The organism is Halobacteriovorax sp. ZH5_bin.2 (assembly GCF_043196375.1).
Taxonomy (GTDB): domain Bacteria; phylum Bdellovibrionota; class Bacteriovoracia; order Bacteriovoracales; family Bacteriovoracaceae; genus Halobacteriovorax_A.
The window spans coordinates 245,784-269,938 of record NZ_JBEBMJ010000001.1; the positions used below are offsets into that span (position 1 = coordinate 245,784).

Sequence of the window (24,155 nt, forward strand, 5' to 3'; positions counted from 1 at the left end):
TAACTTAGACAAGGATGTCTTTTGAAAAAACTACTTCTTATTGCAACATTAATTGTTAGTTTTAACTCGTTCTCTGCTGTAAATCATAAGGCCCATCAAGCGGTGCTAACACAGAAGCTCGAAAGACAATTCAAATACAATTTAAAATCAGCTGATATGGAAAAGCTTAAGAAGCAAGTTTTAAAGCTTAAAGGCAAGTCTGTTGCTGCCCTTATCAATGTAATGAAAGATGAAAAGTATCCTGAGAAAAACCGTTGGATGGCAACTTTCTTACTTGGTCGAGTTATGGGGAAAAAGTCAGCTCCTTTTATTTCTAAGTTTGCAAAACATCCTAATTGGGTCATGAGAATGGCCGCTCTAAAGTCACTTCTGGCATTAAACCAAACAGATTATAAAGATGTATATAAGCAGTCTTTAAAGGATAATTCTCTTATTGTTCGCTATCAAGCACTGGAGAATGTGAAGAGAATGAACCTTACTGATCTAGCTCCAAATATTTGGGCAATGCTCTATGATAAGAGAAATTATCACATTAATGAAAAGCTTAAATCGACTAAGAGGGCCCATATTGTAAAAGAGATTATTACAACAATAGGGGATTTAAAATTTGAGAAAGCTAAGAAGCCTCTTTTATCAATGATCCAAAAAGAAAAGTATTCTGATATCCACAGAGAAATCTCTGAAACTTTAGAGAAGATTACTGGTCGAAAAGCACCAAATGGTAATCTTAAAGAAAAGAAGCGTTTCTGGTCTAAGGTCTCTCAAGCGACTGTTGTTATTCGCTAGTATTCAAAATGATTTATTTGAAATGATGGGTGATGAAACTTAAAGGCGTGTCCTTTTGGTTTTATCACGACAATCTCTTTTTCCTCAATATGAGTTTTTTTCTGAGCATCTAAGACACTGATAAATTGCTTTAACTCATTTTGTGATGGAGTGTTAGGGATTGAGCTAAAGATGATATTGAGTTGTTCACCATAGTTCTTCGAAAAGAAGAAGTGACTTGCCCCATCTTTAATTAGGTCTTTATTCTTTGATTTTAAGATTCTTTCTTCTAGAGTGCCATCAACAAGGTGATTCATGGCCTCAAGGACTTGGGACGAACTCTCTTGTTGTTGATCGTAAAGGCAAATGACTGCGCCAATTCTTTCATTTATCAATGTGAAGAGTTCGTGTTTTAGTGCCATTATTATTGTGCTTTACTGATTTTATCTAGGATACCGTTTACAAAGCTCTTTGATTCTTCTTTTCCATAACTCTTAACAAGATTGATGTACTCATTAATTGCTACGTTATTTGGAGTTTCTTCAAATTTGATTTCGTAAGTACCAAGACAAAGAATTGCTCTTTCGATAGCATCAACAGAGTCAAAGCTTCTCTTTAGAATATAAGTAGAAGCAGTTTCCTTAATCTCTGGAAAGTTTTTAATAACACCAGTGATTAGTTTGTTACCAAAGTTTTGAACACTTGGATTGATATCATTATCATGGTGTTCTTCATCTTCTTTCATGTAAGATTCTTCAAACATTTCAATATCGGCCTTAAGTTTTCCAATATCATTTTTGTACTCTTCAAGCTCTGCTTTGAAGTCCTTTAAAAATAATTTATAGATAAATTTAAAAGCAAAACGACGTGCTGCTGACTTATTGTTGAATGCTTGGTTTTTCACTAGTTGAATCCTTATTTAATAAAAACTTTTCTTTTAAATTTCCAAATTGACCAATGCTCTTTTGTAAACTCTCAATGAATCCATCAATATCTTTGAAGTTCCAATAGAATGAAGCATATCTAACGTAGGCAACAGGGTCTAGCTCGTAGAGCTTCTCCATAACAACTTCACCAACGATTTTAGCAGGAACTTCAATATTGTTCATTTGCGAGAGAGTCATTTCGACATCGTCAATTAATCGGTTGATTTGTGCCGTAGTTAAAGGTCTTTTTTGACAGGCCTTATTGATCCCTTTCGAAATTTTTTCGCGGTTATAAGGCTCACGTCTTTTATCGTTCTTTACAAGTGCCGGTACTTGAAGCTGGAGCTTCTCATAAGTCGTATAACGAAAGTCACAGTTAAGACATGCTCTACGACGACGAACAGCGAGTCCGTCGGACAGGTGTCTCGAATCAATAACTTTTGTGTTTGGTGTTTGGCAACTTGGGCAATACATATCTATTTCTAGCATATTATGAATGCATTGCATATTCTGATTTTGTAGGTGTGAATAATTACTGTAGGGAAGAGATCTGCCTGAAGTTGTCTTCTAGATCCTCTAGGACCTCGATACCATCTCGATACAACATAACAGTGAAGAACTCTTGTTTTTCTCCTGTGCGCTGTGTAATTTTATATGGAGAAACAGCTTCTTGTTTATAGGCATGAGACTTATCCCATTTAATTTGTGGAAAGGATTCAAAGACGAGCTGCGCAAAAGAGACGCGACTTGTATCTGATGGATCCATCTTATAGTCGTATGGCTTCCCAATATTACTGAGGGCCAAAATAATACCTTGTGTTGTTTCTTGATAAGAGAGCTTTCTCTTTCTGATAACTGCAAGATCATCTTGGTTATACATTGAATCGATGCTTTTAAGTTTAATGCCTTCTCGCGTTGTCGTTATAAAGTTAAGCTTCTTTGATTGAATATCCTTTCGATATTTGATGACGTAGGGATGTTTAGATAGGCCAAGCTTTACAATCTCATCCCAAGATCCAATCCAAATGCCAACATTATCCCAAAAGCGATCGACAACAGCGTTATTAAAACTATTCTTGTTATGGGTAAAGACAATATCCATTGGTCTTAGTTGATAGGCTAAGTGTGCCTTCTCTGTTTTACCAATATAGGTAACTTGGCCACCTTTTAAATTTTCAAATTTAATGGCCTTATTAAAATAGCCTACATAGTAGCTCTTATCCTTTAGTGCCATTGAAGAGATTGTGTTTTGGATTGAAGGTTGTATTTCATTCCATCTCTTTTTCTTATTATAGTTCTTAATCAATTCATTGTAGACAAGTGTTTCTTCAATAAGTGGATTGATGTAATAAGAAATTCTTGTTTTATTTTTTACCTCTTCAAAAATTTTAATATCTCGATAAATTGTGGCAAGTCTAGCAAGCCTCTTGTGAGAAGGGGATTTAACAAGCTTTTGAACGAGGCGCTTATAATAATCACCTAACTCTTTATGCAATGTTATGTCTTTTTCGTTTTTAAGTGTTTCACGAATTTTATTCTTTAAAAGAAGATGATTTTCGTAGATTGCAATATTGGCTATATAGCCAACTTTTAATGCCTTGATAATCTCACTCCCTTTAAGGTCGTAAGGGTTAACAATGGCAAAGTCCACATCGCGTTCTCGTCTTTTAAGTTTACGATTTCCTGTGAAATAAATTTCACGGCGTTGCTCAACTTGAGTCGTTTGATTTGTGCGAATCTCAAAGCGAGTTGTTGGATCAGTTACCCATGAAATATTTTTTAAAAATGTATTAAGTTCTGCAGTGATTTTTTGATTTGAATCGAAGTATGGAGAGATAAATTTTAAGGAATTCTGTCCTTTCTTCTTTTCGGCCTTCGCAAATTCCATGCGCCACACGAGATTCTTTTCAACAGATTCTTGTAGCTTGTATAAGTTGTCTTTATTGATTTCAAATTTAGATGGATTGTAATCTGTTGTTGTTGAAGCGATATAGCGAGAAACTGCGGCAGAATACTGATCGTACACCATTTCAATTTGGTCGACAGTTGAAGCACAAGACGACAGAAGAGTTGAAACTAAAATGGCCGAAATAAATTTTGAATGAAACTTTCTCACAGTATCCCCATATACTAAATCACATTTAGTTATCGGAAGATTAGTAAGATTTTATTAATATAGGAGGATAGCAGGAAACTATCCTCCATAAAGTATTGAAATTAGTAAACAGGAAACTCTTTACAAAGTTTTTCAACTTGGCCTTTGATGTCTTTAAGGACAGCTTCATTTTCAGCATTTTTAAGTGCTTCAACAATCCAAGTTCCAATTTGTTTCATTTGTTCTTCACCCATTCCACGAGTTGTTAGAGCAGGTGTTCCAAGACGAATTCCACTTGTGACAAATGGAGATCTCGTGTCACCTGGAATCATATTCTTATTACAAGTAATCCCGGCTTCTTCTAGGGCCTTTTCAGCAACCTTACCAGTAACACCAGCAGGGTCTGTTTTCATTAGGATTAGGTGGTTGTCAGTACCACCAGAAACAATTTCCATTCCAAGATCAGTAAGCTGCTTTGCTAGCGCTTGGGCATTAGTAATAACTTGTTTTTGGTAATCCTTATATTGGGGATCAAGTGCTTCTTTAAATGAAACTGCTTTTGCTGCAATAACATGCTCTAGAGGTCCACCTTGAATTCCTGGGAAAACATTGAAGTTAATTTTCTTTGCAAGCTCTTCATCGTTAGTCAGGATAATCCCACCACGTGGTCCACGTAGTGTTTTGTGAGTCGTAGATGTAACAATATGTGCATGAGGAAATGGTGAAGGGTGAAGACCTGCAGCAACTAATCCTGCAATGTGGGCCATATCAACCATTAAGTAAGCACCAACTTCATCTGCAATTTCTCTAAACTTAGCAAAATCAATTGTTCTTGGGTAAGCCGATGCACCAGCAACGATCACTTTTGGTTGGTGTTCTTTAGCTGCTCTTCTTACATCATCGTAATCGATCATTTCTGTTTCTGGATTTAGTCCATAAAACTTCACGTCAAAATATTTTCCCGAGAAGTTAACAGGTGAGCCATGAGTTAAGTGACCACCTTCAGAAAGGTCCATTCCAAGAATTTTATCTCCTGGAGCAATGATTGAAAAATATGCGGCCATATTCGCACTTGAACCTGAGTGTGGTTGTACGTTTGCAAATTTACATCCAAATAATTCACATAGACGATTAATTGCAAGTTGCTCAACTGAATCAACAACTTCACAACCACCGTAGTAGCGCTTATTTGGTAAACCTTCTGCATACTTATTTGTAAGCACTGAACCTTGTGCTTCCATTACTGCTTTTGATGTATAGTTTTCAGAAGCAATTAATTCTAGTCCTTCTTCTTGTCTTGCTAATTCTTTATTTGTTAATGAGAAAATTTCCTCATCCATTTTTTCTAAGCTATTGGCGTTTTTATGAAACATTCTTTATTCCTCGATTTTCTTCAGTACTAGTGAAGAGTTAGTCGACCCAAAACCAAATGAGTTATTTAGGGCGTATTTAATATCTTTCTTAACTGCAGTGTTTGCAGTGTAGTTAAGATCACATTTTGGATCTTGATTCTCTAAGTTAATCGTTGGAGGAATGATTCCGTGGTGAAGGGCAAGAGCTGTAAAAACAGTTTCAACACCACCTGCTGCACCAAGAAGGTGACCAGTCATTGACTTCGTTGAAGAGATGTTGATTTTCTTAGCATGTTCCTCTCCAAGAACTCTTTTAATCGCACCAGTCTCAGCAACATCTCCAAGTGGAGTAGAAGTTCCGTGTGCATTTACATAATCAATATCTTCTGGCTTTATCCCAGCATCTTCGATTGCTTTTTTCATACAACCATAAGCACCGTCTCCCTCTGGATGTGGAGCTGTAATATGGTGAGCATCAGAAGTTGCTCCATGGCCTACGATTTCAGCATAAATCTTAGCACCTCTTTTAACAGCACTGTCATAGTCTTCAAGAATTAGGACACCTGCACCTTCACCCATAACAAATCCATCACGATCAACATCAAATGGGCGTGATGCTTTAGTTGGCTCATCAACGCGTTTTGAGAATGCTTTCATGTTAATGAAGCCACCCATACCAAGGTTGCAGATAACAGCTTCGGCACCACCAGTGATCATAAGGTCGTGACGTCCTGAGCGAATTTCTTCAACTGCATTTGAGATAGCGTGACACGAAGATGCACATGCTGAAGAAACTGTATAGTTAACTCCCATAAAACCGTGTCTGATACTTAGAACACCAGATGCCATATTTGGGATAATTGCTGGAATGAAGAAAGGTGAAATACGACGAGGACCGCGCTCAACAAATGTCCTTGCTGTTTCTTCTGTGATTGGAAAACCACCAATACCAACACCTAGAATTGCACCAACTTTATACTTATCAAAATCTTCTAGGTTTGCACCTGAGTCTTTTAGCGCTTCTTCTGTGGCATGAAGTGCGAAGTGAATGAAGCGGTCATATTTCTTTGCCTCACGAGCTTCCATGATGCTTTCATCTAATTCGAAGTTCTTAACTTCGCCGGCAATCTTAATTGCAAGATCTGGAATAGGGAAGCTTTCAGCTTCTGAGATTCCTGACTTTCCTTCAATTAAACCATTCCAAACTTCTTGCGTGTTGTGACCTAATCCACAAATTGTTCCAAGGCCTGTGATAACAACACGTTTATTACTTTTGTTACTCATATATATTCCTTTATCTTCCTTTATTTTTTATTCAATTCTTCTAAGTTTTTTTCCTAGTATTTGATAATTTTGCAGGCATTTTGACAAGGCGTAGAGGGTCTTAATTTTTACGCTTTTCAAGGATTACTGTTTAATATTTAACGCAATTTCAATAGGTTGAACACCTTATTCATTTTTATCATTAATAACTTAATATTTTTAACGACTTATACGATAAGACTGCCATGAAAAAGATTAACCTATTAATTTTATCAATTTTATCTGTTTACACTTTTGGCGCAAAGGTTTCTGTTGAGTTTGCCAACGATATGCGTTTTGATAGCTGTAATGCTCCAGTTGAAGTACCAGTAGTTATTTGTGAGGATGGCGACTCTCAAGTTGTCCTTCAAAGAAACCAAAGCGGTCACTTATTTGGAATTTACCGTAATGGAAGTACTAAAGAAACAGAGCTATTCCCTGTTAAAACAATTAGTGATGGAAAAGAAATTATTTTTCATAATGCCAATAGTAAACAATTTGTTTCTCAAAGAGCAGTGCAAGAGTTTGATACACCGGCCGCGCGTATACAAGCAATGGATGAGGCCCAAAAATCTATCTTCTCACTTATAAGAAATATAGATCCTTCTCAGAAAGAAATTAGGGATAGCTTACAAAACATCTTAGAAGGTGTTGAAGATGATATTGAAAATCAAAATGAAAAGGTGACTCAAGCATACACAAAGATGTGGGTCCAAGATAATAATAATAAAAATCATCAATGTGAGATGGCCACAAAGTGTACCATTAAAAAGTGTGGAGATAATCACTACATAATTTTTGATCCGGCCCGTAATGTGTATATGCCTATCAATTACTCTCGTGATACGAGAGGTAATGCTCAGTTCACTAAGAATGACAGCTATATCAAGTATGCTCGTACTATGGGTGGCGCTGTTATTGAGAGAAATGAAGAGTATGAGAAATCTCGTCTAACTGTTCAAAGAAAGGCTCCTGAAGCCATGGGGCATAACTCCACAACTTTCTTTAGCATGCAGGATGCAGGATTTAGTGATTATTTAAAAACTGTTCTTCCACATTGTCCTAAAGATATCCAGGGAGATATTATAGGCCTTGGCAGGCAATCGGTTCGCGAAAGAGATAATTTAGATTTCGTTCATCTTGTTGATGTCGTAAATGGAAATATTAATAGTCAGTATATCAACCGCCAGTTCTTACCAAAGAATAGCTGTCGTGATGGTGATAGCTACTTTGCATCTGATTCATATGAAAAAGTTCAAGACTATCGTCCACGCGCTAGTGGTGTTATCTCGATTCAAAAAGCAAATGAGCTTTTCAAAAAGGCCCGTGCAATGGAAGGGATGGCATGGCAGTACGTTCAAGATGGATGCTATGCTCGTTCTGAACTCATGGTTAATATGTTTGAAGAAGAAGGGGTTATCGCAGATAAGGCCTGGGCTTCAGGAAAACTTAAAATTCCTAATCAACAATTTCCTTACTGGAGTTATCATACGGCCCCTGTTGTTTATGTTGATAATGGAAGAGGTGGAGTATCAAAGATGATCATTGATCCTGCTATTGCTTCAAAGCCGATTCATGTAAATGAGTGGCTGGAAACAATGGGAGCAGATGCTTCTAAGGTCGATCACGTGGGCTTTCCTCCAAGCTTAGATGCTGTGAGTGTAGGGAAGACTGCTTTTGGAATTGCTAGTAGGGAGTCTTATCACCCACAAACTGCGGCGAATATGATGAGTCGTGAAGCTAGATCAAAGGCAGCGAAAGAACTGTTAGCAAATTATGAGAAGAGAATTCTTTAGGAATAAATAAAATGAAAAAAATATTTCTTTGTATGTTATTAAGTTTTATATCTGCTCATGCGGCCAATCTGGCAACATCACAATATCATGTCTCAACTTTTAAGTTAGAGAAGGATGAAATTACTGTTAGCTTCGTGGAGAGTGCTCCCTTTTACCGAGCGAGTAAAAAAGATGCGAAGTGCTTTCAAAAGGCTATTAATTCAAAAGAGAAGGTTGAGATAAAGTACGATTACAAAACTTTTCAAATTAAAAATTGTAAAAATTTATAAAAAGAAAGCCTGCATATTGCAGGCTTTTTTTATCTAAGAATTAATTTTTTGATTATTGCTTAGACTCTAGGTACTTAACAACGTCTTGAACAGACTTAAGACCTTCTGCATCTTCTTCTGGAATTTGAATATCAAATTCGTCTTCCATTTTCATCATAAGCTCAACGATGTCTAGTGAGTCTAGGTTTAGATCGTCTACGAATGAAGTTGTAGCATTGATTTTTGCGATATCGATTTTTGTTTGATCCGCTACTAGTTGAATTACTTTTTGTTCCATATTTGTCTCCTAATAAATATATTAAGTTATAAACTCAATTTCTCTCTCTTATATAAAAATTTAATTTTAGTATATTAATATTTTTCTAGATATAAAGTCCACCGTCAATTTTAATAACTTCACCTGTAATATATCCTGACGCTTGGCTAAGTAGAAAGCACACAAGATTTGATACATCTTCAGTTGACCCAAAGCGTGAAGTTGGAATCGAAGCAATATAGGCTTCTTTGGCCTTTTCTTCAAGGGCATCAGTCATATCTGTTTGGATAAAACCTGGACAAATTGCGTTACAGCGAATGTTGCGGCTAGCTAATTCTTTAGCAATCGACTTCGTTGCACCAATTAAACCTGCCTTAGAAGCTGCATAAGCTGTTTGAGAAACATTTCCCATAAGACCAACAACTGAGCTCATATTTACAATCGATACGTTTTCAGCTTTTAAGAATCCACGTGAACAGATACTTGTTAGCATGATTGCACCTTTAAGGTTTGTATCAATTACTGCGTCAAGATCAGCTTTTCTCGTTCTTAGAAGAAGAGTGTCTTTTGAAACACCTGCGTTGTTTACAAGACCTTCAATTGGACCAAATTCCTTTACGAAGTCATTTACGGCCGTTTTCATTTGTTCTTCATTATTAAGATCAAACATTAGTCCTGTTACATTTGAAGCACCTAGTTCTTTAAGTTGAGACTCTACTTCTTTAGCAACATCTTCTTTTCCTTCACGGTAGTTGAAGATAACGTGAGCACCTTGGGCAGCTAGTGATTTTGCAATATCTAGCCCAATCCCACGGCTTGCGCCAGTTACTAATACTCTTTTATTTTTTAAATCATTATAAGTTGCAATCATATTTGCTCCTATGAGTTTAAAGCTTCCCTAAGGTCATCAAAAGCACCTTCTTTATCAAGTGAGATAACTTTGATGTTACGGTTAATCTTTCTTGCTAGTCCCATTAGGACTCGTCCTGGCCCAACCTCAACACAAAGAGTGTCATCGTCTAGGCTTGCAAAACTTTGAGTCCAAAGAACTGAACCATCAATTTGTTTGATCAGGTTCTCTTTTACAACTTCACCGTCTGTACCAATTTGATACTTTTTGGCGTCAATATTGGCAATATAAGGAATTGTCGTTTTATTAAAAGTTACGTCATTAAAAAATGCTGCCATATTCTCTCTGGCCGGCTTCATGAGGCTAGAGTGGAATGGTGCACTAACTTTTAACTCAACTGTCTTATGTGGGTCTGAGAAGTTTTCAGAGATCCAAGCAACGGCCTTATCACAGGCATCTGCATGTCCTGAAATAACGATTTGCCCTGGCTCATTAAAGTTGGCAGGCATAACCTCGTTACCCTCTGTTGAAACTTCTTTACATGCCTTTTCAACGATTTCAGCAGGAACTCTCATAACGGCATACATTTTTCCCATTCCCGCAGGAACAGCTTCTTGCATATATTTTCCACGATTATGAACAGATCTTAGAGCGTCTTCAAAGCTTAGCGCACCTGCTGCAACTAGAGCAGGGTATTCACCAACAGAGTGTCCAAGAACACACGAAACTTCAATGCCCGCTTCATCTAAAATCTCTTTAGCTTTTTGGAAAAGACCAATTGAGTATGTTAGGATTGCTGGTTGTGTATTTTGAGTAAGTGTAAGCTCTTCTTCAAGGCCTTCAAGCATAATCTTTGAAAGGTTATAGCCAAGAGCACTGTTTGCTTTTTCAAGTAATTCAAATGATGGGTGTCCTTCAAGACTCTTTCCCATTCCTACGTATTGTGATCCCTGACCAGGGAAAATCAAAACAACTTTTTTCATAATATAAAACCTTAATTAATACCTAAGTAGAGTTGCTCCACTAGTTAAACCTGCACCAAATGCATCTAGTAATAATAGCTGACCTCGTTTGATTCTTCCATCAACAATTGCTTCGTGCATTGCGATTGGAATAGTTGCAGCTGATGTATTTGCATATTTATCAATATTAACAATAACTTTTTCAGGGTTGATTCCTAGAAGTTTACCTGTTGTTTCGATAATTCTCACATTTGCTTGGTGAGGAATTAACCAGTCAACTTCTTCGAGGTCTTTACCTGCTTTTTCTAAAACTTTCTTTGCATTTTCGGCAAGAGTTCTCGTTGCTACACGGAACATTTCTTTACCTTTCATTTGCATATAGTGAGTTCTTTCGTTTAAGTGTTGAGGCGTAATTGGGTCAACTGCTCCACCTACTGGTTGGTCAAAGAATTCCTTCCCTGCACCATCTGCACCCAGTTCAAGTGATAGAATATCTGAATCATCACCATCTTCGTTTGCACCAACAATGGCAACACCACAACCATCTCCAAAAAGAATACAAGTGTTACGATCTTCCCAGTTAACTTCTCTTGATAGCATTTCAGAACCTACGACAAGTGCATTCTTGATTGCACCCATGCGAATTAGTCCTGTTACCATATTTAAACCGTAAACAAATCCAGAACAAGCTGCTGCAATATCAATGGCAGCACATTTATTTGTGATTCCTAACTTTTGTTGAAGAATACAAGCTGTATTTGGAAGTTTATAATCTGGAGTAACTGAAGCGAAGATAATCATATCAATATCATTCGGTTCAAGGTTTGCTGCTTTTAGTGCATCTTGAGTTGCATGGTAGGCCATGTCACTTGGCCACTCGCCACCTTCTGTTGAGCATATATGACGTTGACGAATTCCCGTTCTTTCATAAATCCATTCATCACTTGTTTCGACCATACTTTCGAGATCGACATTTGTTCTAACTTCTTTTGGAGCGTAGATTCCAGTTCCTTTAATCTTTACTTTAATATCCATTTAAATTCCTAATCTTGGTAATAAAAAATTGCGCCTATTTTATTGAGTATAACAATGATGGGGAAGGGCAGGGGCGTTATTATTTGACACTGTGTGTTTTTTGGTCAAATTTACATAAAAAGGCCACATTCGTGGCCCTGTGTTCATTTTAAAAGTTTTGAAGCTTCTTCAAGCCTTTGTAGACGGCGTGAAGCCAATCCTGTCTTTAGGAATTGAACAAGATCTGCCTTTTCATCCTCTGTTAGCTGTAGAGGACGCCTAATATCGTCATCGCTTATTAACTGATATCGCAATTTATTGTTAATAAAATTTTCATCTTTAACGATTTTTTCTTCGTAATGACCTTGAGTTACTTCGTTAACAATATAGTTTTTAATAGCTGGGCGAGTGTGATTATAGTGATCAACAACCTCTTCTAGGGTCTCGTAAACACCGTTGTGCATATAAGGAGCAGATAAGTGTATATTTCTGAGTGGTGGTGTCCTGAAATTATATTGATCTGCTTTATTACCTGTTACTTCGAAACGTCCCTTGTCATTTAAAGTGGCCGTTGCACTTATTGGCCCAATTTGCGGTAGACCAATTGACTTATAATCCCAGTCTGTTAGATGCTGGCCACTGTGGCAATTGATACAAGCACCTTTATCTAAGAAAGTTTTAAGTCCTCTTTTTTCAGACTCATTTAATGCACTTAAATCACCATTTAAGTATTCATCGTAAGGCGTATCTGTAAGATTGAAGTTTCTTGTGATGAAGGCCGCAAGTGCGTTGGCAACGTGTGAGATATCAATTTTACCGGCCTTAAAGTCTTTCGGATATGCTCTCTTAAAGAGGTTTTGGTACATGGCACTTTTAGATCCATTTAATAGACGATCAACATATGCATCCCATTTTGCTAGGTCGCCTTTTTGAGAAGCGATTTCATTATCCTTTCCTAACATCTCTTCTACTGATAGTAGTGGGAAGATAACTTGCGCAGCAAGCGCATTGCGAATTTTCCTATTTAATTCTGTCTTGGCATTTAGCTCGCTACTTGGAGTTTTAAATTCTCCCTTGGTCCAGTCAACATGAACTCGTCCATCCCAAAACATATCAGTGATTTCATCATAGCCAAGATTGATTAATGCTGGTGCATGGCGCTTGATAATAAGGCCTTTTCCATCTTGAATACGACTTTTTCCAAGTCCTGCGCCACCTGTTCCAATCGAGAAGGGGATATTATCTCCTGTTCCCAGCATTGGATGATGACAGTGCATGCATGTAATATCTTTATTTCCACTAAGGCGAACCTCTGCAAATAATCGTGAACCTAGAATCACTTCATTTTGATTTTGTAATTGTGATTCAGGTAAGGAAGTTAAGTTGTGTTTTGTGATGAGCTTAGAAAGTGCTTCATCTAGAGGTGATAATGCAAATGTATTAAATACGAATGCAATTGTTAAAAGTAATCTCATGGTCTCTCTCTTAGTTTATGTACATAAATATATACTAAGAAAGAGTTTGATGGGTCAAACTTATTTTCGCTATATTTTATTCAAATCAGTTAAAGCGCAAAAAGCCCACTCGAAGAGTGGGCTTTTTTATATGAAAAATAATGAATTATCTTATTCTTCTACTTCTTCTGCGTCTGCTTTTGTAGCGAAGATTTTCTTACCTTTCCAGTAACCAGATGGAGAAATACATCCCTTCTTAGTTAGTTCACCAGTTGTTGAATCAGCTACAACTACATTGTTCGCGTAAAGCTTGTGTGTTTGTCCAGCTCTTCTTAGGCCTTTTCTTGAAACACTTGTCTTCTTCTTAGGTACTGCCATTTTCTACTCCGTTATATTCAACTTCAATTTTTAACTACAATTATGAGCTTACTTTATTACCTTACTCACTTCATTATTACAAGCCTAAAAGTTAGGCCTAATTAATTGCTATGTCCGCAACTGTCTGTATTTAGGTCGACTCCACAAGTTTGACAAAGACCTTTGCAATCTGCGTCATGAACTGGGTAGTGATTTATGGCCAAAAAGCAGTTTTCAGCTACTGCTTCTTTCAGATCTGCCTTACCTCTTTCATGAAAAAACATATCGGCCGTTTCATCCGAAATATAAATTTCATCAACTTCTTCATATTCTGGATCGTCTTCATATCTCTTATTGATGAAGGCACATGTAAATTCAGTTTCAAACTCTTGGGGAGTGTCTAGTAGACAGCGAACACAAGTTGCTGTATAGGCTCCAGAAGCTTTTCCTTTCACAATAAGGTGCTCTCCAAAAGTATAATCACGCGCATTCTTAAGTTGAAGCTCAACATTTAAGTGCTCAAAACCTTCTGGCTTAACTTCCGGATCGAAGTCCTTTGTGATGCCATCAAGAATTGATTTTACCCATTCATTATTCTTATCTGTTAGTTGATAAGTTTCAAACTCGTCGCCAACACGAGAGATAAGAATCGTTGAGTCTTTCAAGAATGTATTATCTTTATTTACGATTTGCATTTTTTCCTCTGTCGTTTGAACTCTCTGTTTATATTGCGAAGGGCCAAAAGGCAAGAAAATTGGGACATTATGAACGCAATCGTGTACTTTTTTACTTATGAGAATCTTTCTAACGGGCTTTTCTGGAGCCGGCAAAACAACATTTGGTGAGAAGTTATCTAAGGACGATCAATTTCAAGTATTTGACTTAGATGAAGAAATCTTTAATCGCATGGGTACAGGTTATGACTCATTAGCTGAGTATATCCAAGACATTGGAATCGATGAATTTCGCAAAGACGAAATTGATATGATTAAGCTACTTCACCAGAATATGAAAGATAATTACCTCGTTTCACTAGGGGCCGGTGCACTTGATGAGCAAGATGTTATTGATTTTATCTCTGAAGTTGGCGGAAAACTTGTTTATATTCAAAGTACTTTTGAAGAGTGTTGGGAGAGGCTTAAAAAAGATGGTAATCGTCCGCTGGCAAAGAATGGCATGGTTTTCATGAAGGATCTTTATGAAAAACGAATTCCACGTTATGAAAAAAGTGATCTATTTCTAACACAGTCCCAAATTCAAGAAATAAATACAGTGGAAGAGCTCTTAAAATTGCTATAACCCTTGTATTTTGATACGATTTTAGACGATGTTATGTCCTTAGAAGGAGTTTTTGCGCCATGACAATGAATAGTCCAAAAGTAGCCGTTCTTTCTTCAATGATTGAAGATTGTAAGGGATTTTCTAAAATCTTTAAAAATATCAATATTCTTATCGATTCATTTGATGACGCTAATGCGTTTCTAATATCTCATATTCAAAGACAATATGACTTAGTTTTAGTGCGTGCTCAAGATGTGGACTATGAAGGCCAATCTCTATTTGATCGCCCTGAGCTAAAGAAAGTTGAAAGAGTGTTTATCGTTGCCTCAAATTCTGACCTTAAGTCTGTTGCAAAAATTGAAAGCCTTGGCTCGATTTTTACAGAACTCGACCTGCTTGTTCAGGTTCGAGGGGTTCTCGATCAATACAATCGTAAAACAGCACTAATGAGACAGGTGAGCCAGTTTGAAGCTTTCCACGATAAGTATCGTCATAAGCAAGAAGCACTAGTTGCTAGTCTTGAAAGTGAAAGAACAAAGACTCTGTATGGAAAGGACTTTTTTGAAGTTTGTGATTCGATAAACTTTAATAAGGATAATAGTGACTTTAAATCATTAATTGCAAATGTATTTGAACCACAAGAATTCGTAACAAGTATTACGGTCTTTGACTTTAATCGTAAAACAAATAAGTTATGTGCTGTTAAGTACGATGGGATGAAAAATATTAATGTCCCAGATATTTGGCTTGGTCATATTAAGCTAAGTGGTGTTAATGAGAATGGAATGAATATGGTTAAGAATATTGTTTCTAATCTTGTTCATAACCCTGTTGTCACTCTTGCAATGTCTGCTAACGCCGAAGATATTACAACTGTTGTTGCACTTGAAGTCGATCGCGATTATTTATTTAACTTTAACTGGCAAGTCGTGGAGTCTCTGCTAAGTGGAGTTTACTCTCAACTTGTGAATGCAAATACTCACTCTGCGGCAGTGGCAAGTGCTCAAGGGCCATTTGAGCTACTAGGGCAAATATCTCAAACAACTCATGGGAGAAACTTAATTGCAGTAGATACGTCTGAAATTACAGACCTTCTAGAGTTAAGATCTGACTTTGATTTTGATTGGGAAACATTTTGGCGCGATATGAAGATTAACTTATCGCAGGTAACTAATTTATCAAATATTTATAATATCTCTTTTGAATCAATTATTTTAGATGTTGAAAATGACTTCTTTGATGAGAGCTTTGCAGCAACGAAAGATCTTTGTAAGAATATCCGTTTAGCAAAGTACTTCTCAGGTAAGGATAAGAGCTTAATTCTTTCGATGTCTTTAAATGTATTTGAAGTTCCATATTCTCAATATTCAATGGTAACAACTGCAAGAAAATTGAAAACTAAGAGATCGTTTCAAGAAAGCACGTTATGAGAATAAAAAGTTGCATGGAGATTAACGTCTCAAATCTTGCAAGTAACTATCAACTACTAAAAGAAATTTGTCCAAATAATGAAGCCCTTTTTATGGTTAAAGCAAATGCATATGGCCATGGAATGGTTCCTATCGTTAAGTTTGCATACTTTGAATTGGGAATAAAAGAGTTTGGCTGTGCTAGCATTGGCGAAGCCTTAAGACTTCGTGAAGAAATACCAAACGGAGAGTTTGAAGTTTACGTTTTCTCTGACGTGAATCTCGACCTTCAAGAAGCAGCTGATATTTATCTAAATAACCGTATCATTCCAGTTTTATCTAATGAGTCGAATTTGAAGTACTTCTTAGAGCAAGAAGACTTTAGATACTTTCCACTGTGTTTAAAATTTAATACAGGAATGAATCGTCTTGGTCTAAGGCTTGATCGAGTTGATGAAGTGGTTAAACTAATTAAAGCATCCGGAAGAAAAAGTATTTATCATTTAATGTCTCACTTCTCGAGTTCAAGTTTATCAATGATAAAGAATAAGAGGAATCTTGCGCAGAAGGAAAATTGGCGAGATTTGAAGTCTCAATTAACTGCAGCAGGAATTGAAATTGATAAGTCCTCGCTAGCAAACTCTGGTGCAATTGAGCAGAAAGTAGGACTAGAAGAAACTCATGTCAGACCTGGACTTATGATGTATGGGCCAACCTCGCTTCTTCCTCAATATAGTCATTTAAGTTGTTGGCAAGGAAAGTTAATTTCAAGGCTCGAAACTACTTTTATTAATAGCTTCAAAGTTGATCGCGGAACTCCAATAGGATACGGAGCAACTCCATGTCCAACGGATGGGGTCGTTGGAATATTTGCCCTTGGCTATGGTGATGGATTCTCAACTCGTTATCAAAATGTTCACTTAAGACACGGTAGTGAAGTTGGACAGATTGTAGGACGAGTGAATATGGATATGGGACAAATTTTGTTTAATAATCAAGATCTCGAAATCAAAAATGGGGAGAGGTTTGTGGTTTGGGATCAGGAAGGTGAGAACTTTTCTAATATTTGCCTCGAGTCTAAGACAATTCCTTATGAAGTGTTCATTCACTTAACAGAAAGAATTCCCAAAATTTATCGACAGTAAGTAGCAGTTTCACTCTTTTTCCTTTAAAATTTCATTAATGAATTATTTACTTAGAAGTTTTGTAATCTTTAATGAAAACTTAGGTCGCATCTTTATAAAAAATATTGCGGGCCTAGGTACGATAATGAACTTTATCGTTAACTTTTTTTATTGGGCAACAAGAAGGCCTTATCGCTTTAAATTATTTTTTGAGCAGATGGACTTTATTGGCAATAAAAGTTTATTCATTATATTTTTGGCCGGATCATTTACAGGAATGGTAATGGCCTATCAGACCTATTTTGGTTTCAAGTTAATTAATGTTGATTCATTAGTTGGACCTGTTGTTGCTATTACTTTAGCAAAAGAGCTTGCACCTGTTTTAACAGGACTCATCGTTGCTGGACGTGCTGGAGCGGCTATGGCCGCCCAGATTGGAACGATGAAGGTAACCGAACAAATTGATGCTCTAGAAGTTATGGGGATCAGTAGTGTTCAATTTCTTGCTGTACCAAGAATTGTTGCTGGTACACTTTCTCTTCCACTACTTTCAATTTTCTTTTTACTTGTTGGAAATATTGGTTCTTATATTGTAGGAACGATTGCACTAAAAATTGATGATGCAATTTATCTCTCAAAACTTGGTCAGTTCATGTATGTCTCAGATATTTTCCAAGGAATTATTAAAGCAACAGTATTTGGCTTTGTTATTTCTGTTATTGGAACATACTTTGGTTTTTCTGTTACAAAAGGTGCCCAAGGGGTAGGTAAGGGAACAAACTTAGCTGTTGTTTGGGGAATGATCTCGGTACTCGTTCTTGACTATTTCTTAACGAGCTTTTTAGTGCAGGTGATGTAGAATGTTACACTTTGAAGATTCGTCAGTAAAAATATTTAACTTAACTAAGACTTTTGGAAAGCATACTGTTTTAAATGATCTTAGCTTTGATATTGAAAGAGGAAGTATTACAACAATCCTGGGATTCTCAGGAGCTGGAAAATCGACTCTTTTAAAACATATCCTAGGACTCCACCATCCAACCTCTGGAAAGATTGAAGTTTTAGGTAAGGACCTTTCTCTTTTAGAAGAAGATGAGCTTAGAAGATTCCGTCAAAATTACGGAATGCTTTTTCAATATGCGGCCCTATTTGACTCTAAGACTACTTATGAAAATGTAGCCTTTCCATTAGAAGAATTCACAAAAATGAGTCCTAAGGAAATTGAAGAGAAGGTATTTGGACTATTGAAGTCTGTTGGCCTTCAAGAAATTTCATTTGATAAATTACCAAGTGAACTTTCGGGTGGGATGAGAAAGAGAGTTGGTCTAGCGAGGGCATTGGCATTGAGCCCACAAGTAATGCTCTATGATGAACCAACTACTGGTTTAGATCCAATTACGACAAAAATGGTCAACGACTTAATCGTCGATACAAGCCATAAACATAAAGATATAGGATTAACGTCAATTATTATTTCTCACGATGTAAAAGCAACGCTGGAAATTTCCGACTACGTTGCCTTCCTAAATCGTGGTAATATTGTTGAGTACTTACCTGCAAAAGAGTTTAGAAATTCAAAGCACCCACTCGTGCAAGAGTTTATTAATCTGTAAGTACTAAGCCTAGGGAAGAGGGTTAAAATGAATGAATTTAAAGTAGGGTTGATGGCCCTAACTGCCATGATAGCAGTTGTTGTCATGTCACTTGTTGTAACTTCAAATCAATCAGGATTTGGAACATATAATGAGTACTACACAACAGTTAGTGATGCATCTGGTATTTTTCCAAAAACACCAATTAAGGTTGCCGGTATCAATGCCGGTCGTATTAAGGATATTCGTCTTATTGGAAATAAAGCGGAAATTACTTTTGAAGTTCTTTCAAGAGTAGGGATTACAAAGGGATCTAAACTTAAGATTCGCTCAGTTGGTTTCCTTGGTGATAAGTATCTCGAAATTTATATTGAAAATGCAAAAGAGATACTTCCTGATGGTTCTGAGATTATTGCAGAAGAAAAAGCAGGTATTGAAACTCTCTTAAAAGATGCAACAGAAGTTATGCAAGATGTGAAGACTCTTGTCGGTAGTATCAAAGAATCATTTGTTCCTGAAGGTGGCGAGCCTGCCATGAAGAAGATCATTCGCGATGTTCAGCTTACTCTAGAAAATACTCGTGAGATGACGGCCAAACTAAATGATATCGTTGGACGTAATAATGAAAAGATTCAAAATATTGTTAATAACTTAGAAGCCTTTTCTGATCAGATTGCTTTTCAAACAGATGCCAATGAGCCAGAGAGTGCTGTAGCGGACGTAAAGGAAATCTTAAAGAAAACTGATCGCATGATGGCCGATCTACAAGATCTTGTAAGAGATATTAAAGATGGGAAGGGGACTGTTGGTAAGCTTTTAGTTGAAGAAGAGATTGCTGATGAAGTTAAAACAACTCTAGCAAGTGTTCAAAAAGTTATTGGACGTGTTGATAGTATCCGCACTCAATTCTCTGTTTACACTGGAGCAAATACTGGAACAGGGCAAACTGACACAACTGCTGAACTTAGAATTTTTCCTTCTCCTGGTCGCTTCTACTTACTTGGGGTAACAACAACTGAGTTTGGGCCAGAAAAAAGAAAGGTCACGGAAACAACAGTTGGTGGAACGACAACTATCGTTGATGAGAAGAAGAGAAAGTATAATGATGTTCTTCTTAATCTTCAGCTTGGACGTCGAATTGATAATTGGACATTCCGTGGTGGTCTAATTGAATCTTATGGTGGTTTTGCTGTAGATTATAATTTTGATGACTATGGTCTGGTATCGACACTAGAAATTTTTGATTACAGAGAAGATGTAGGGCCAAATATTCGTGTTGGTCTAGATTTACAACTTTGGAACGTTCTTTATGGTAAAATCGAAGGTGAAGATTTAATTAATGACCCACATGCGGTTTACAGTCTTGGTCTAAAATTTAATGATGAGGACTTAAAAGGACTCATAGGAATTTTTCTATAGGATGTAGTAAATAGATGATGATGGACAATAGAAATTGGCTAATTCGCACAAAATCAAATAAGATTCTTGGCCCACTTTCGAAACAAAAAGTTATCGAATTTGTTCAAGATGGAACTCTAACGGATGAAGATGAAATCTGTAGTGGGAACGGTTATTGGTTTTGGATTAAAGAAGAGGACTTATTAAATCGTTATTTATTTGGCGAAGAAGAGCAAAATTTCAATCCAGTTTCTGAAGCAAAAACGAAAGTGGCCTCTAGTGTAACAAAACTAGTAAAGACCACTGGTATCGTTGATAAGATGAAAGATTCAGAAGATGAAATTCCATCGACGCCTCCAACTCCAGAAGTTGAAGTTCCAACGAGTGGAACGATTTCGATCAATACAAATGAAGATGGTGAAGAGATCGTGTTACCTGAAGATGGTGATCTCGATTTTCCTGAGCCAATTGATTATAGCAATAACACTCTTCCACAGCACGACGCTCCAGTAAGCCCAAGTCCTCTAAAGGATATGGACTCTGGCGTAAGCATGTCAGAAGTGGCCTCGGCCATGAATGTTGAAGAGGAAGAAGTAATTCTACCAAGTGATGATGATTTAGATTTTCCTGATATAGGCAGTAGCCAATCTACAATCTCACTAGTCAAAGGAGAAGAGATTGAAGAAGCACCCTCTACTGGTAGCCAAATTGATCTCTTAGTAGCGGAAGCTGAAGCAGAAGCTATCTCGCAGAATGAAGATTCTGAGGTTGAGGCAAAGTCTGACCTTGATGATATTGCTGAAGATGCTAGGCTTGCTCTTGAGAGAGAGAAGTTAGCCGAGCTACCAAAATCAGCTCCCGATCTAAATGAGGAAGAGGACGTTATTCAGCCTATGAAGGCCGTTGAAATGCCTCGACCTAAAAAAAAGAAAACTAAGAAAAAGTCTGGAAAATCCAAGAAGAAAAAAAGAAAGAGTGATTATAGCTTCGTTTATGTAGCGATTGGTGTTCTCATTATTTTACTTTTCTTTATCTCTAAGTTTTACTCAAAGCTAGTAGGGAAAGATCTTTTTTCTCAAGTGCAATTCAAGATGCCGATAACAACGGTATTTGCCCAAGAGTTTCAAGCAGATAAAAAAAAAAGATATTTTTAAACTACGTTAATATTTCATACAACTTATCTTTGAGTGGTGTTGAATATAAGCCAGAGTTTGTAAAATCACCGCCAGCTAATTGTTCAAATATCTCAAAGTTTGAATTTAATTTAATCTATGCCTTCACTACATCTGGTCAGTCTTCAAATCAGTGGATTGAGTTTCAGGCCAAATGCCAGCAGCTTTTCTATTCTGATATTATTATGCAGAATAAAGGAGAAGTCCGCTCAATGAAGAAGGTTGAAGAACTAGAAAAAGCTCTCAAAATTAAATTTGATAGTAAGAATATTGCTCATCAAAAGTTTTTAAAAAAGTTAGAAAGAAGTAATTTTCATCAACTTGTGCAAGAGATTGTTATAGCATCTTCTCTTAATAAGGGAGAGTGGCTTACAGGAGTTATCATCGACCTTCTAAAGAGGAATATCGAACTTTACCCTGTATGGATCAATGATAATATTCCAAAGCAGGCCAGAGCTCGATATGAGGCCGCTCTTATTAAAGTATTTGATATTGTAAATAACTCAAGTATAGATGAAGTTTATAAATTAATGCTTTTTAAAAAATTTACTCACATCTCTTCAGGAGATAGTCGATTAAAGTTAACACAGCTTCTCAATCAAACTTTTGGATCGGCTCTGGAGTTTGACCTATCAAGCTATAAGTTTGGAATTAAGCTCGCTCCGTTTTGGGTTCAAGAGCTTGATGACTTTAAGATGAAACAGAAGCTTGTTGAACGTTATTTTAATACACCAGCGATTCAAGGCTTCGATGATTATGGGAATATTCTTTTTGAATATAATATTCCTAATATTGGTAAGAAGAGGGACGATTTAATTAATAAAGTCGCAACTTCATATAAGTCTTATAATTTCGAGAAAATGATGGCATTAATGGTCGGACTAAGAAATCCTGTCTTTAAGAGAGAGCTCGTTAAGAAAGATTCATATTTTGAAAGGCCCATCTTTAGTATTGAAAGAACATATTTGGCCAATAAGCTAAGTGAAAAAAATAGTAGCTGGATTGCGTTTCATTTATTATATCTTGGTCAAAGGGACGAAAATATAATTAAGAATATAATGGTTGATCTATGAAAAATATCTTTATCTATCCTACTGATACCGTCTGGGGAATTGGTGGAAACCCATTTGAAATCGAAACTTATGAACTAATTGCTAAAATTAAGGGAACTTCAATAAATAAGCCCTTAAGTATTTTAACAAATGACATACAGAACCTAGTCGAAAGCTTTAGTGGATCTGAAAGTTTAGATGAATTATTTGATGAGCTTTTTAAGTATCAAATTACAGTAGGTATTCCTAAGGCCAGCTTAAAGCTTCGTTTTCCATCTGGGCCATTTGATGAAACAAGTTATATATGTTTTCGCGTAATTCAAAATGAAATTATTGATGAGTGCATAAAGGACTTCCCAGGCTTTATCACTTCTACTAGTTTAAATTTAACTGGAGAAGATCCAATTAGTGATACTGATGAGGCAAACCTTTTTTGGCAAAAGCACTGTCCAGAAACAAACTTCATTAGTTCAGAGTTTTTAGTTCCAAGCGGTAAGTCTTCAACGATTGTATTTATTTCTGGCCTTAGTGCAAAGATTATTCGTGAAGGTGAGGATATTCAAAGTATTCTCGAAACTTTAGATAGGCATGGAATTAATTACTAATTACTCCCAACCTGAGTTTTATCGTTTTTCACGTGATTCAATTGAACTAGCTAATCTCGTAGTCAATCGTCTTATCGAAAACTCTATTAGTCCTGGAAGAGTTGCAGACCTGTGCTGTGGCAGTGGTGTTATCTCACTTGAAATTATTCAAAAATTAATGGATGAGCCCTCACTTAAAGTGATCTCTATTGATTTCTATGAGATTCAAGAGGATTATCGTAAACATCTTGAAACTAATATTAACCTAGTAAGTGAATACTTCTCTAATACAGAATTCAATATCAATATTTGTAATATTCTGAGTGACTTAGAACAGTCTCAAGATAAATATGATCTCATTGTAATGAACCCTCCATACTTTCACCATGCCAGTGGCCGTTCACCAAAAGATGAGAGAACAAGAATTTGTCGAGAATATAAAGAGGGACAACTTAAGGGCCTCTTGAATAGAGGAATTGAATTTTTATCTACTAATGGAAGGTTCTTCTTTGTATGCCGTGAGGATAAAGAAAGTATCAAAGTTATTGATGAGCTTTCTCTTAAGTATCAAGTTGAGAAAGTTAGCGAGGCCAGTGCCTTTTCAATCTACTTACTTCTTCGTTCTTAATTGAAAGTATAAAGACTTTAGAGATTCTTTAAGGTCCTTATCACCAATGTCTTTAAACTCATTCTCAGCTGCCTGCATAATGGCCTTGTATTCGGGAGATTGAGGGTGAAGTCTATTTTCAACTTCCTTCTTTACTTGCTCTTTCTTTACAACGGCCGATTTCTTCTTTGTGAAATATTGATTATCAACTTGGAAGAATACTTTTGTGATATGGCCTTTTGTTTGTGGTAGAACATTACCAATCGATTTGATAATTTCTGTTTCCATATATTTTAGTTGTTGAGCATAGACAGGGTGAGAAGTTAAAATTGTCAGTGACTTGTGCTTAAGTTTTAGTGGAATTGTAAATTGTGAAAGCCTTGGACCAACAATTTTATCCCATGAATTTGAAAGATCGAGGAAGTCAAAAAGATCCACACTCCCAAGTCCTTTTTTCTTTGGAGCATAGTTCTTGTAACGTGCTAATTGCCCGTCAGTATCAATATCTTTGAGGATGTCTTTAAGGTTTTTCACAGCA

Annotated in this window: 27 protein-coding genes; 13 read left to right on the forward strand and 14 right to left on the reverse strand. The window is 36.6% G+C overall.

Annotated features, from left to right (window positions below; all coding sequences use genetic code 11):
* Positions 1–21 precede the first annotated feature (21 nt).
* Positions 22–786 (forward strand): HEAT repeat domain-containing protein, encoded by a 765-nt coding sequence (locus tag ABMA76_RS01180; protein WP_392910324.1) that lies wholly within the window; start codon positions 22–24, stop codon positions 784–786.
* Here the strand turns inward: ABMA76_RS01180 and ABMA76_RS01185 are convergent.
* The 6 genes from ABMA76_RS01185 to fabF form a co-directional block, all read right to left on the reverse strand.
* Positions 783–1,187, reverse strand: coding sequence for a hypothetical protein (locus tag ABMA76_RS01185; RefSeq protein WP_392910322.1), 405 nt, complete (start codon positions 1,185–1,187; stop codon positions 783–785). The two genes, ABMA76_RS01180 and ABMA76_RS01185, sit on opposite strands and share 4 nt — an antisense overlap.
* Positions 1,188–1,189: 2 nt before the next feature.
* On the reverse strand, positions 1,190–1,669 hold the full coding sequence (nusB, locus tag ABMA76_RS01190; protein ID WP_392858481.1) for a transcription antitermination factor NusB: 480 nt from the start codon (positions 1,667–1,669) through the stop codon (positions 1,190–1,192).
* Entirely contained in the window at positions 1,644–2,198 is a 555-nt protein-coding gene (gene nrdR / locus ABMA76_RS01195; protein ID WP_392858482.1) for a transcriptional regulator NrdR, read from the reverse strand. Before nrdR ends, nusB begins: the two co-directional genes overlap by 26 nt.
* A 25-nt stretch (positions 2,199–2,223) precedes the next feature.
* On the reverse strand, positions 2,224–3,807 hold the full coding sequence (locus ABMA76_RS01200; RefSeq protein WP_393060678.1) for a YiiX/YebB-like N1pC/P60 family cysteine hydrolase: 1,584 nt from the start codon (positions 3,805–3,807) through the stop codon (positions 2,224–2,226).
* A 101-nt stretch (positions 3,808–3,908) separates the two neighbouring features.
* On the reverse strand, positions 3,909–5,159 hold the full coding sequence (gene glyA / locus ABMA76_RS01205; protein ID WP_392910318.1) for a serine hydroxymethyltransferase: 1,251 nt from the start codon (positions 5,157–5,159) through the stop codon (positions 3,909–3,911).
* A 3-nt stretch (positions 5,160–5,162) separates the two neighbouring features.
* Positions 5,163–6,422 carry a beta-ketoacyl-ACP synthase II gene (gene fabF, locus ABMA76_RS01210; RefSeq protein WP_392910316.1) on the reverse strand — a complete coding sequence of 420 codons (1,260 nt, stop codon included), beginning with the start codon at positions 6,420–6,422 and terminating at the stop codon, positions 5,163–5,165.
* Between the two features lie 224 nt (positions 6,423–6,646).
* Between fabF and ABMA76_RS01215 the strand changes: the two genes are divergently transcribed.
* Positions 6,647–8,236, forward strand: a complete 1,590-nt coding sequence (locus tag ABMA76_RS01215; RefSeq protein ID WP_392910314.1) for a protein-glutamine glutaminase family protein — start codon at positions 6,647–6,649, stop codon at positions 8,234–8,236.
* An 11-nt stretch (positions 8,237–8,247) separates the two neighbouring features.
* Positions 8,248–8,505: a hypothetical protein gene (locus ABMA76_RS01220; protein ID WP_392910312.1), complete on the forward strand. Its 258-nt coding sequence runs from the start codon at positions 8,248–8,250 to the stop codon at positions 8,503–8,505.
* A gap of 52 nt (positions 8,506–8,557) precedes the next feature.
* On the opposite strand, the gene acpP is transcribed toward ABMA76_RS01220, so the two are convergent.
* From acpP to ABMA76_RS01255, 7 genes are all read right to left on the reverse strand, one after another.
* Positions 8,558–8,782, reverse strand: a complete 225-nt coding sequence (acpP, locus tag ABMA76_RS01225; RefSeq protein WP_021268262.1) for an acyl carrier protein — start codon at positions 8,780–8,782, stop codon at positions 8,558–8,560.
* Between the two features lie 85 nt (positions 8,783–8,867).
* Positions 8,868–9,632, reverse strand: coding sequence for a 3-oxoacyl-ACP reductase FabG (gene fabG / locus ABMA76_RS01230; RefSeq protein ID WP_392910310.1), 765 nt, complete (start codon positions 9,630–9,632; stop codon positions 8,868–8,870).
* Between the two features lie 8 nt (positions 9,633–9,640).
* Positions 9,641–10,594 carry an ACP S-malonyltransferase gene (gene fabD, locus ABMA76_RS01235; RefSeq protein WP_393060680.1) on the reverse strand — a complete coding sequence of 318 codons (954 nt, stop codon included), beginning with the start codon at positions 10,592–10,594 and terminating at the stop codon, positions 9,641–9,643.
* A gap of 15 nt (positions 10,595–10,609) precedes the next feature.
* Positions 10,610–11,608 (reverse strand): beta-ketoacyl-ACP synthase III, encoded by a 999-nt coding sequence (locus tag ABMA76_RS01240; RefSeq protein WP_392910306.1) that lies wholly within the window; start codon positions 11,606–11,608, stop codon positions 10,610–10,612.
* 143 nt (positions 11,609–11,751) lie between these two features.
* The gene (locus tag ABMA76_RS01245) at positions 11,752–13,062 is read right to left on the reverse strand and encodes a cytochrome-c peroxidase (protein WP_392910304.1); all 1,311 of its coding nucleotides are present in this window, start codon (positions 13,060–13,062) and stop codon (positions 11,752–11,754) included.
* A 150-nt stretch (positions 13,063–13,212) separates the two neighbouring features.
* Positions 13,213–13,419 carry a 50S ribosomal protein L32 gene (rpmF, locus tag ABMA76_RS01250; RefSeq protein ID WP_021268644.1) on the reverse strand — a complete coding sequence of 69 codons (207 nt, stop codon included), beginning with the start codon at positions 13,417–13,419 and terminating at the stop codon, positions 13,213–13,215.
* 101 nt (positions 13,420–13,520) lie between these two features.
* Positions 13,521–14,093: a YceD family protein gene (locus ABMA76_RS01255; protein WP_392910302.1), complete on the reverse strand. Its 573-nt coding sequence runs from the start codon at positions 14,091–14,093 to the stop codon at positions 13,521–13,523.
* 97 nt (positions 14,094–14,190) lie between these two features.
* Here ABMA76_RS01255 and ABMA76_RS01260 point away from each other — a divergent pair, with 97 nt between their 5' ends.
* Genes ABMA76_RS01260 through ABMA76_RS01305 form a run of 10 tightly spaced genes read left to right on the forward strand, consistent with a single transcriptional unit; the run spans position 14,191 to position 23,638 of the window.
* The gene (locus ABMA76_RS01260) at positions 14,191–14,697 is read left to right on the forward strand and encodes a shikimate kinase (RefSeq protein WP_392910300.1); all 507 of its coding nucleotides are present in this window, start codon (positions 14,191–14,193) and stop codon (positions 14,695–14,697) included.
* Positions 14,698–14,756: 59 nt separating this feature from the next.
* The gene (locus tag ABMA76_RS01265; RefSeq protein ID WP_392910297.1) at positions 14,757–16,109 is read left to right on the forward strand and encodes a hypothetical protein; all 1,353 of its coding nucleotides are present in this window, start codon (positions 14,757–14,759) and stop codon (positions 16,107–16,109) included.
* Positions 16,106–17,233, forward strand: coding sequence for an alanine racemase (gene alr / locus ABMA76_RS01270; RefSeq protein WP_393060682.1), 1,128 nt, complete (start codon positions 16,106–16,108; stop codon positions 17,231–17,233). The genes ABMA76_RS01265 and alr overlap by 4 nt, the downstream gene beginning before the upstream one ends.
* A 37-nt stretch (positions 17,234–17,270) precedes the next feature.
* A complete protein-coding gene (locus ABMA76_RS01275) occupies positions 17,271–18,071 on the forward strand; it encodes an MlaE family ABC transporter permease (RefSeq protein WP_392910293.1) in 801 nt (266 codons plus the stop codon).
* Position 18,072: 1 nt separating this feature from the next.
* Positions 18,073–18,825, forward strand: a complete 753-nt coding sequence (locus tag ABMA76_RS01280; RefSeq protein WP_392910291.1) for an ABC transporter ATP-binding protein — start codon at positions 18,073–18,075, stop codon at positions 18,823–18,825.
* Between the two features lie 27 nt (positions 18,826–18,852).
* Positions 18,853–20,223, forward strand: coding sequence for an MlaD family protein (locus tag ABMA76_RS01285; protein WP_392910289.1), 1,371 nt, complete (start codon positions 18,853–18,855; stop codon positions 20,221–20,223).
* 14 nt (positions 20,224–20,237) lie between these two features.
* Positions 20,238–21,356, forward strand: coding sequence for a hypothetical protein (locus tag ABMA76_RS01290; protein WP_393060684.1), 1,119 nt, complete (start codon positions 20,238–20,240; stop codon positions 21,354–21,356).
* 29 nt (positions 21,357–21,385) lie between these two features.
* Positions 21,386–22,447 carry a hypothetical protein gene (locus tag ABMA76_RS01295; protein ID WP_393060686.1) on the forward strand — a complete coding sequence of 354 codons (1,062 nt, stop codon included), beginning with the start codon at positions 21,386–21,388 and terminating at the stop codon, positions 22,445–22,447.
* On the forward strand, positions 22,444–23,031 hold the full coding sequence (locus ABMA76_RS01300; protein ID WP_392910283.1) for a Sua5/YciO/YrdC/YwlC family protein: 588 nt from the start codon (positions 22,444–22,446) through the stop codon (positions 23,029–23,031). The genes ABMA76_RS01295 and ABMA76_RS01300 overlap by 4 nt, the downstream gene beginning before the upstream one ends.
* Positions 23,015–23,638 (forward strand): methyltransferase, encoded by a 624-nt coding sequence (locus ABMA76_RS01305; RefSeq protein ID WP_393060688.1) that lies wholly within the window; start codon positions 23,015–23,017, stop codon positions 23,636–23,638. The genes ABMA76_RS01300 and ABMA76_RS01305 overlap by 17 nt, the downstream gene beginning before the upstream one ends.
* On the opposite strand, the gene ABMA76_RS01310 is transcribed toward ABMA76_RS01305, so the two are convergent.
* The gene (locus ABMA76_RS01310; RefSeq protein ID WP_392910279.1) at positions 23,621–24,151 is read right to left on the reverse strand and encodes a DUF721 domain-containing protein; all 531 of its coding nucleotides are present in this window, start codon (positions 24,149–24,151) and stop codon (positions 23,621–23,623) included. The genes ABMA76_RS01305 and ABMA76_RS01310 overlap by 18 nt on opposite strands.
* Positions 24,152–24,155 lie beyond the last annotated feature (4 nt).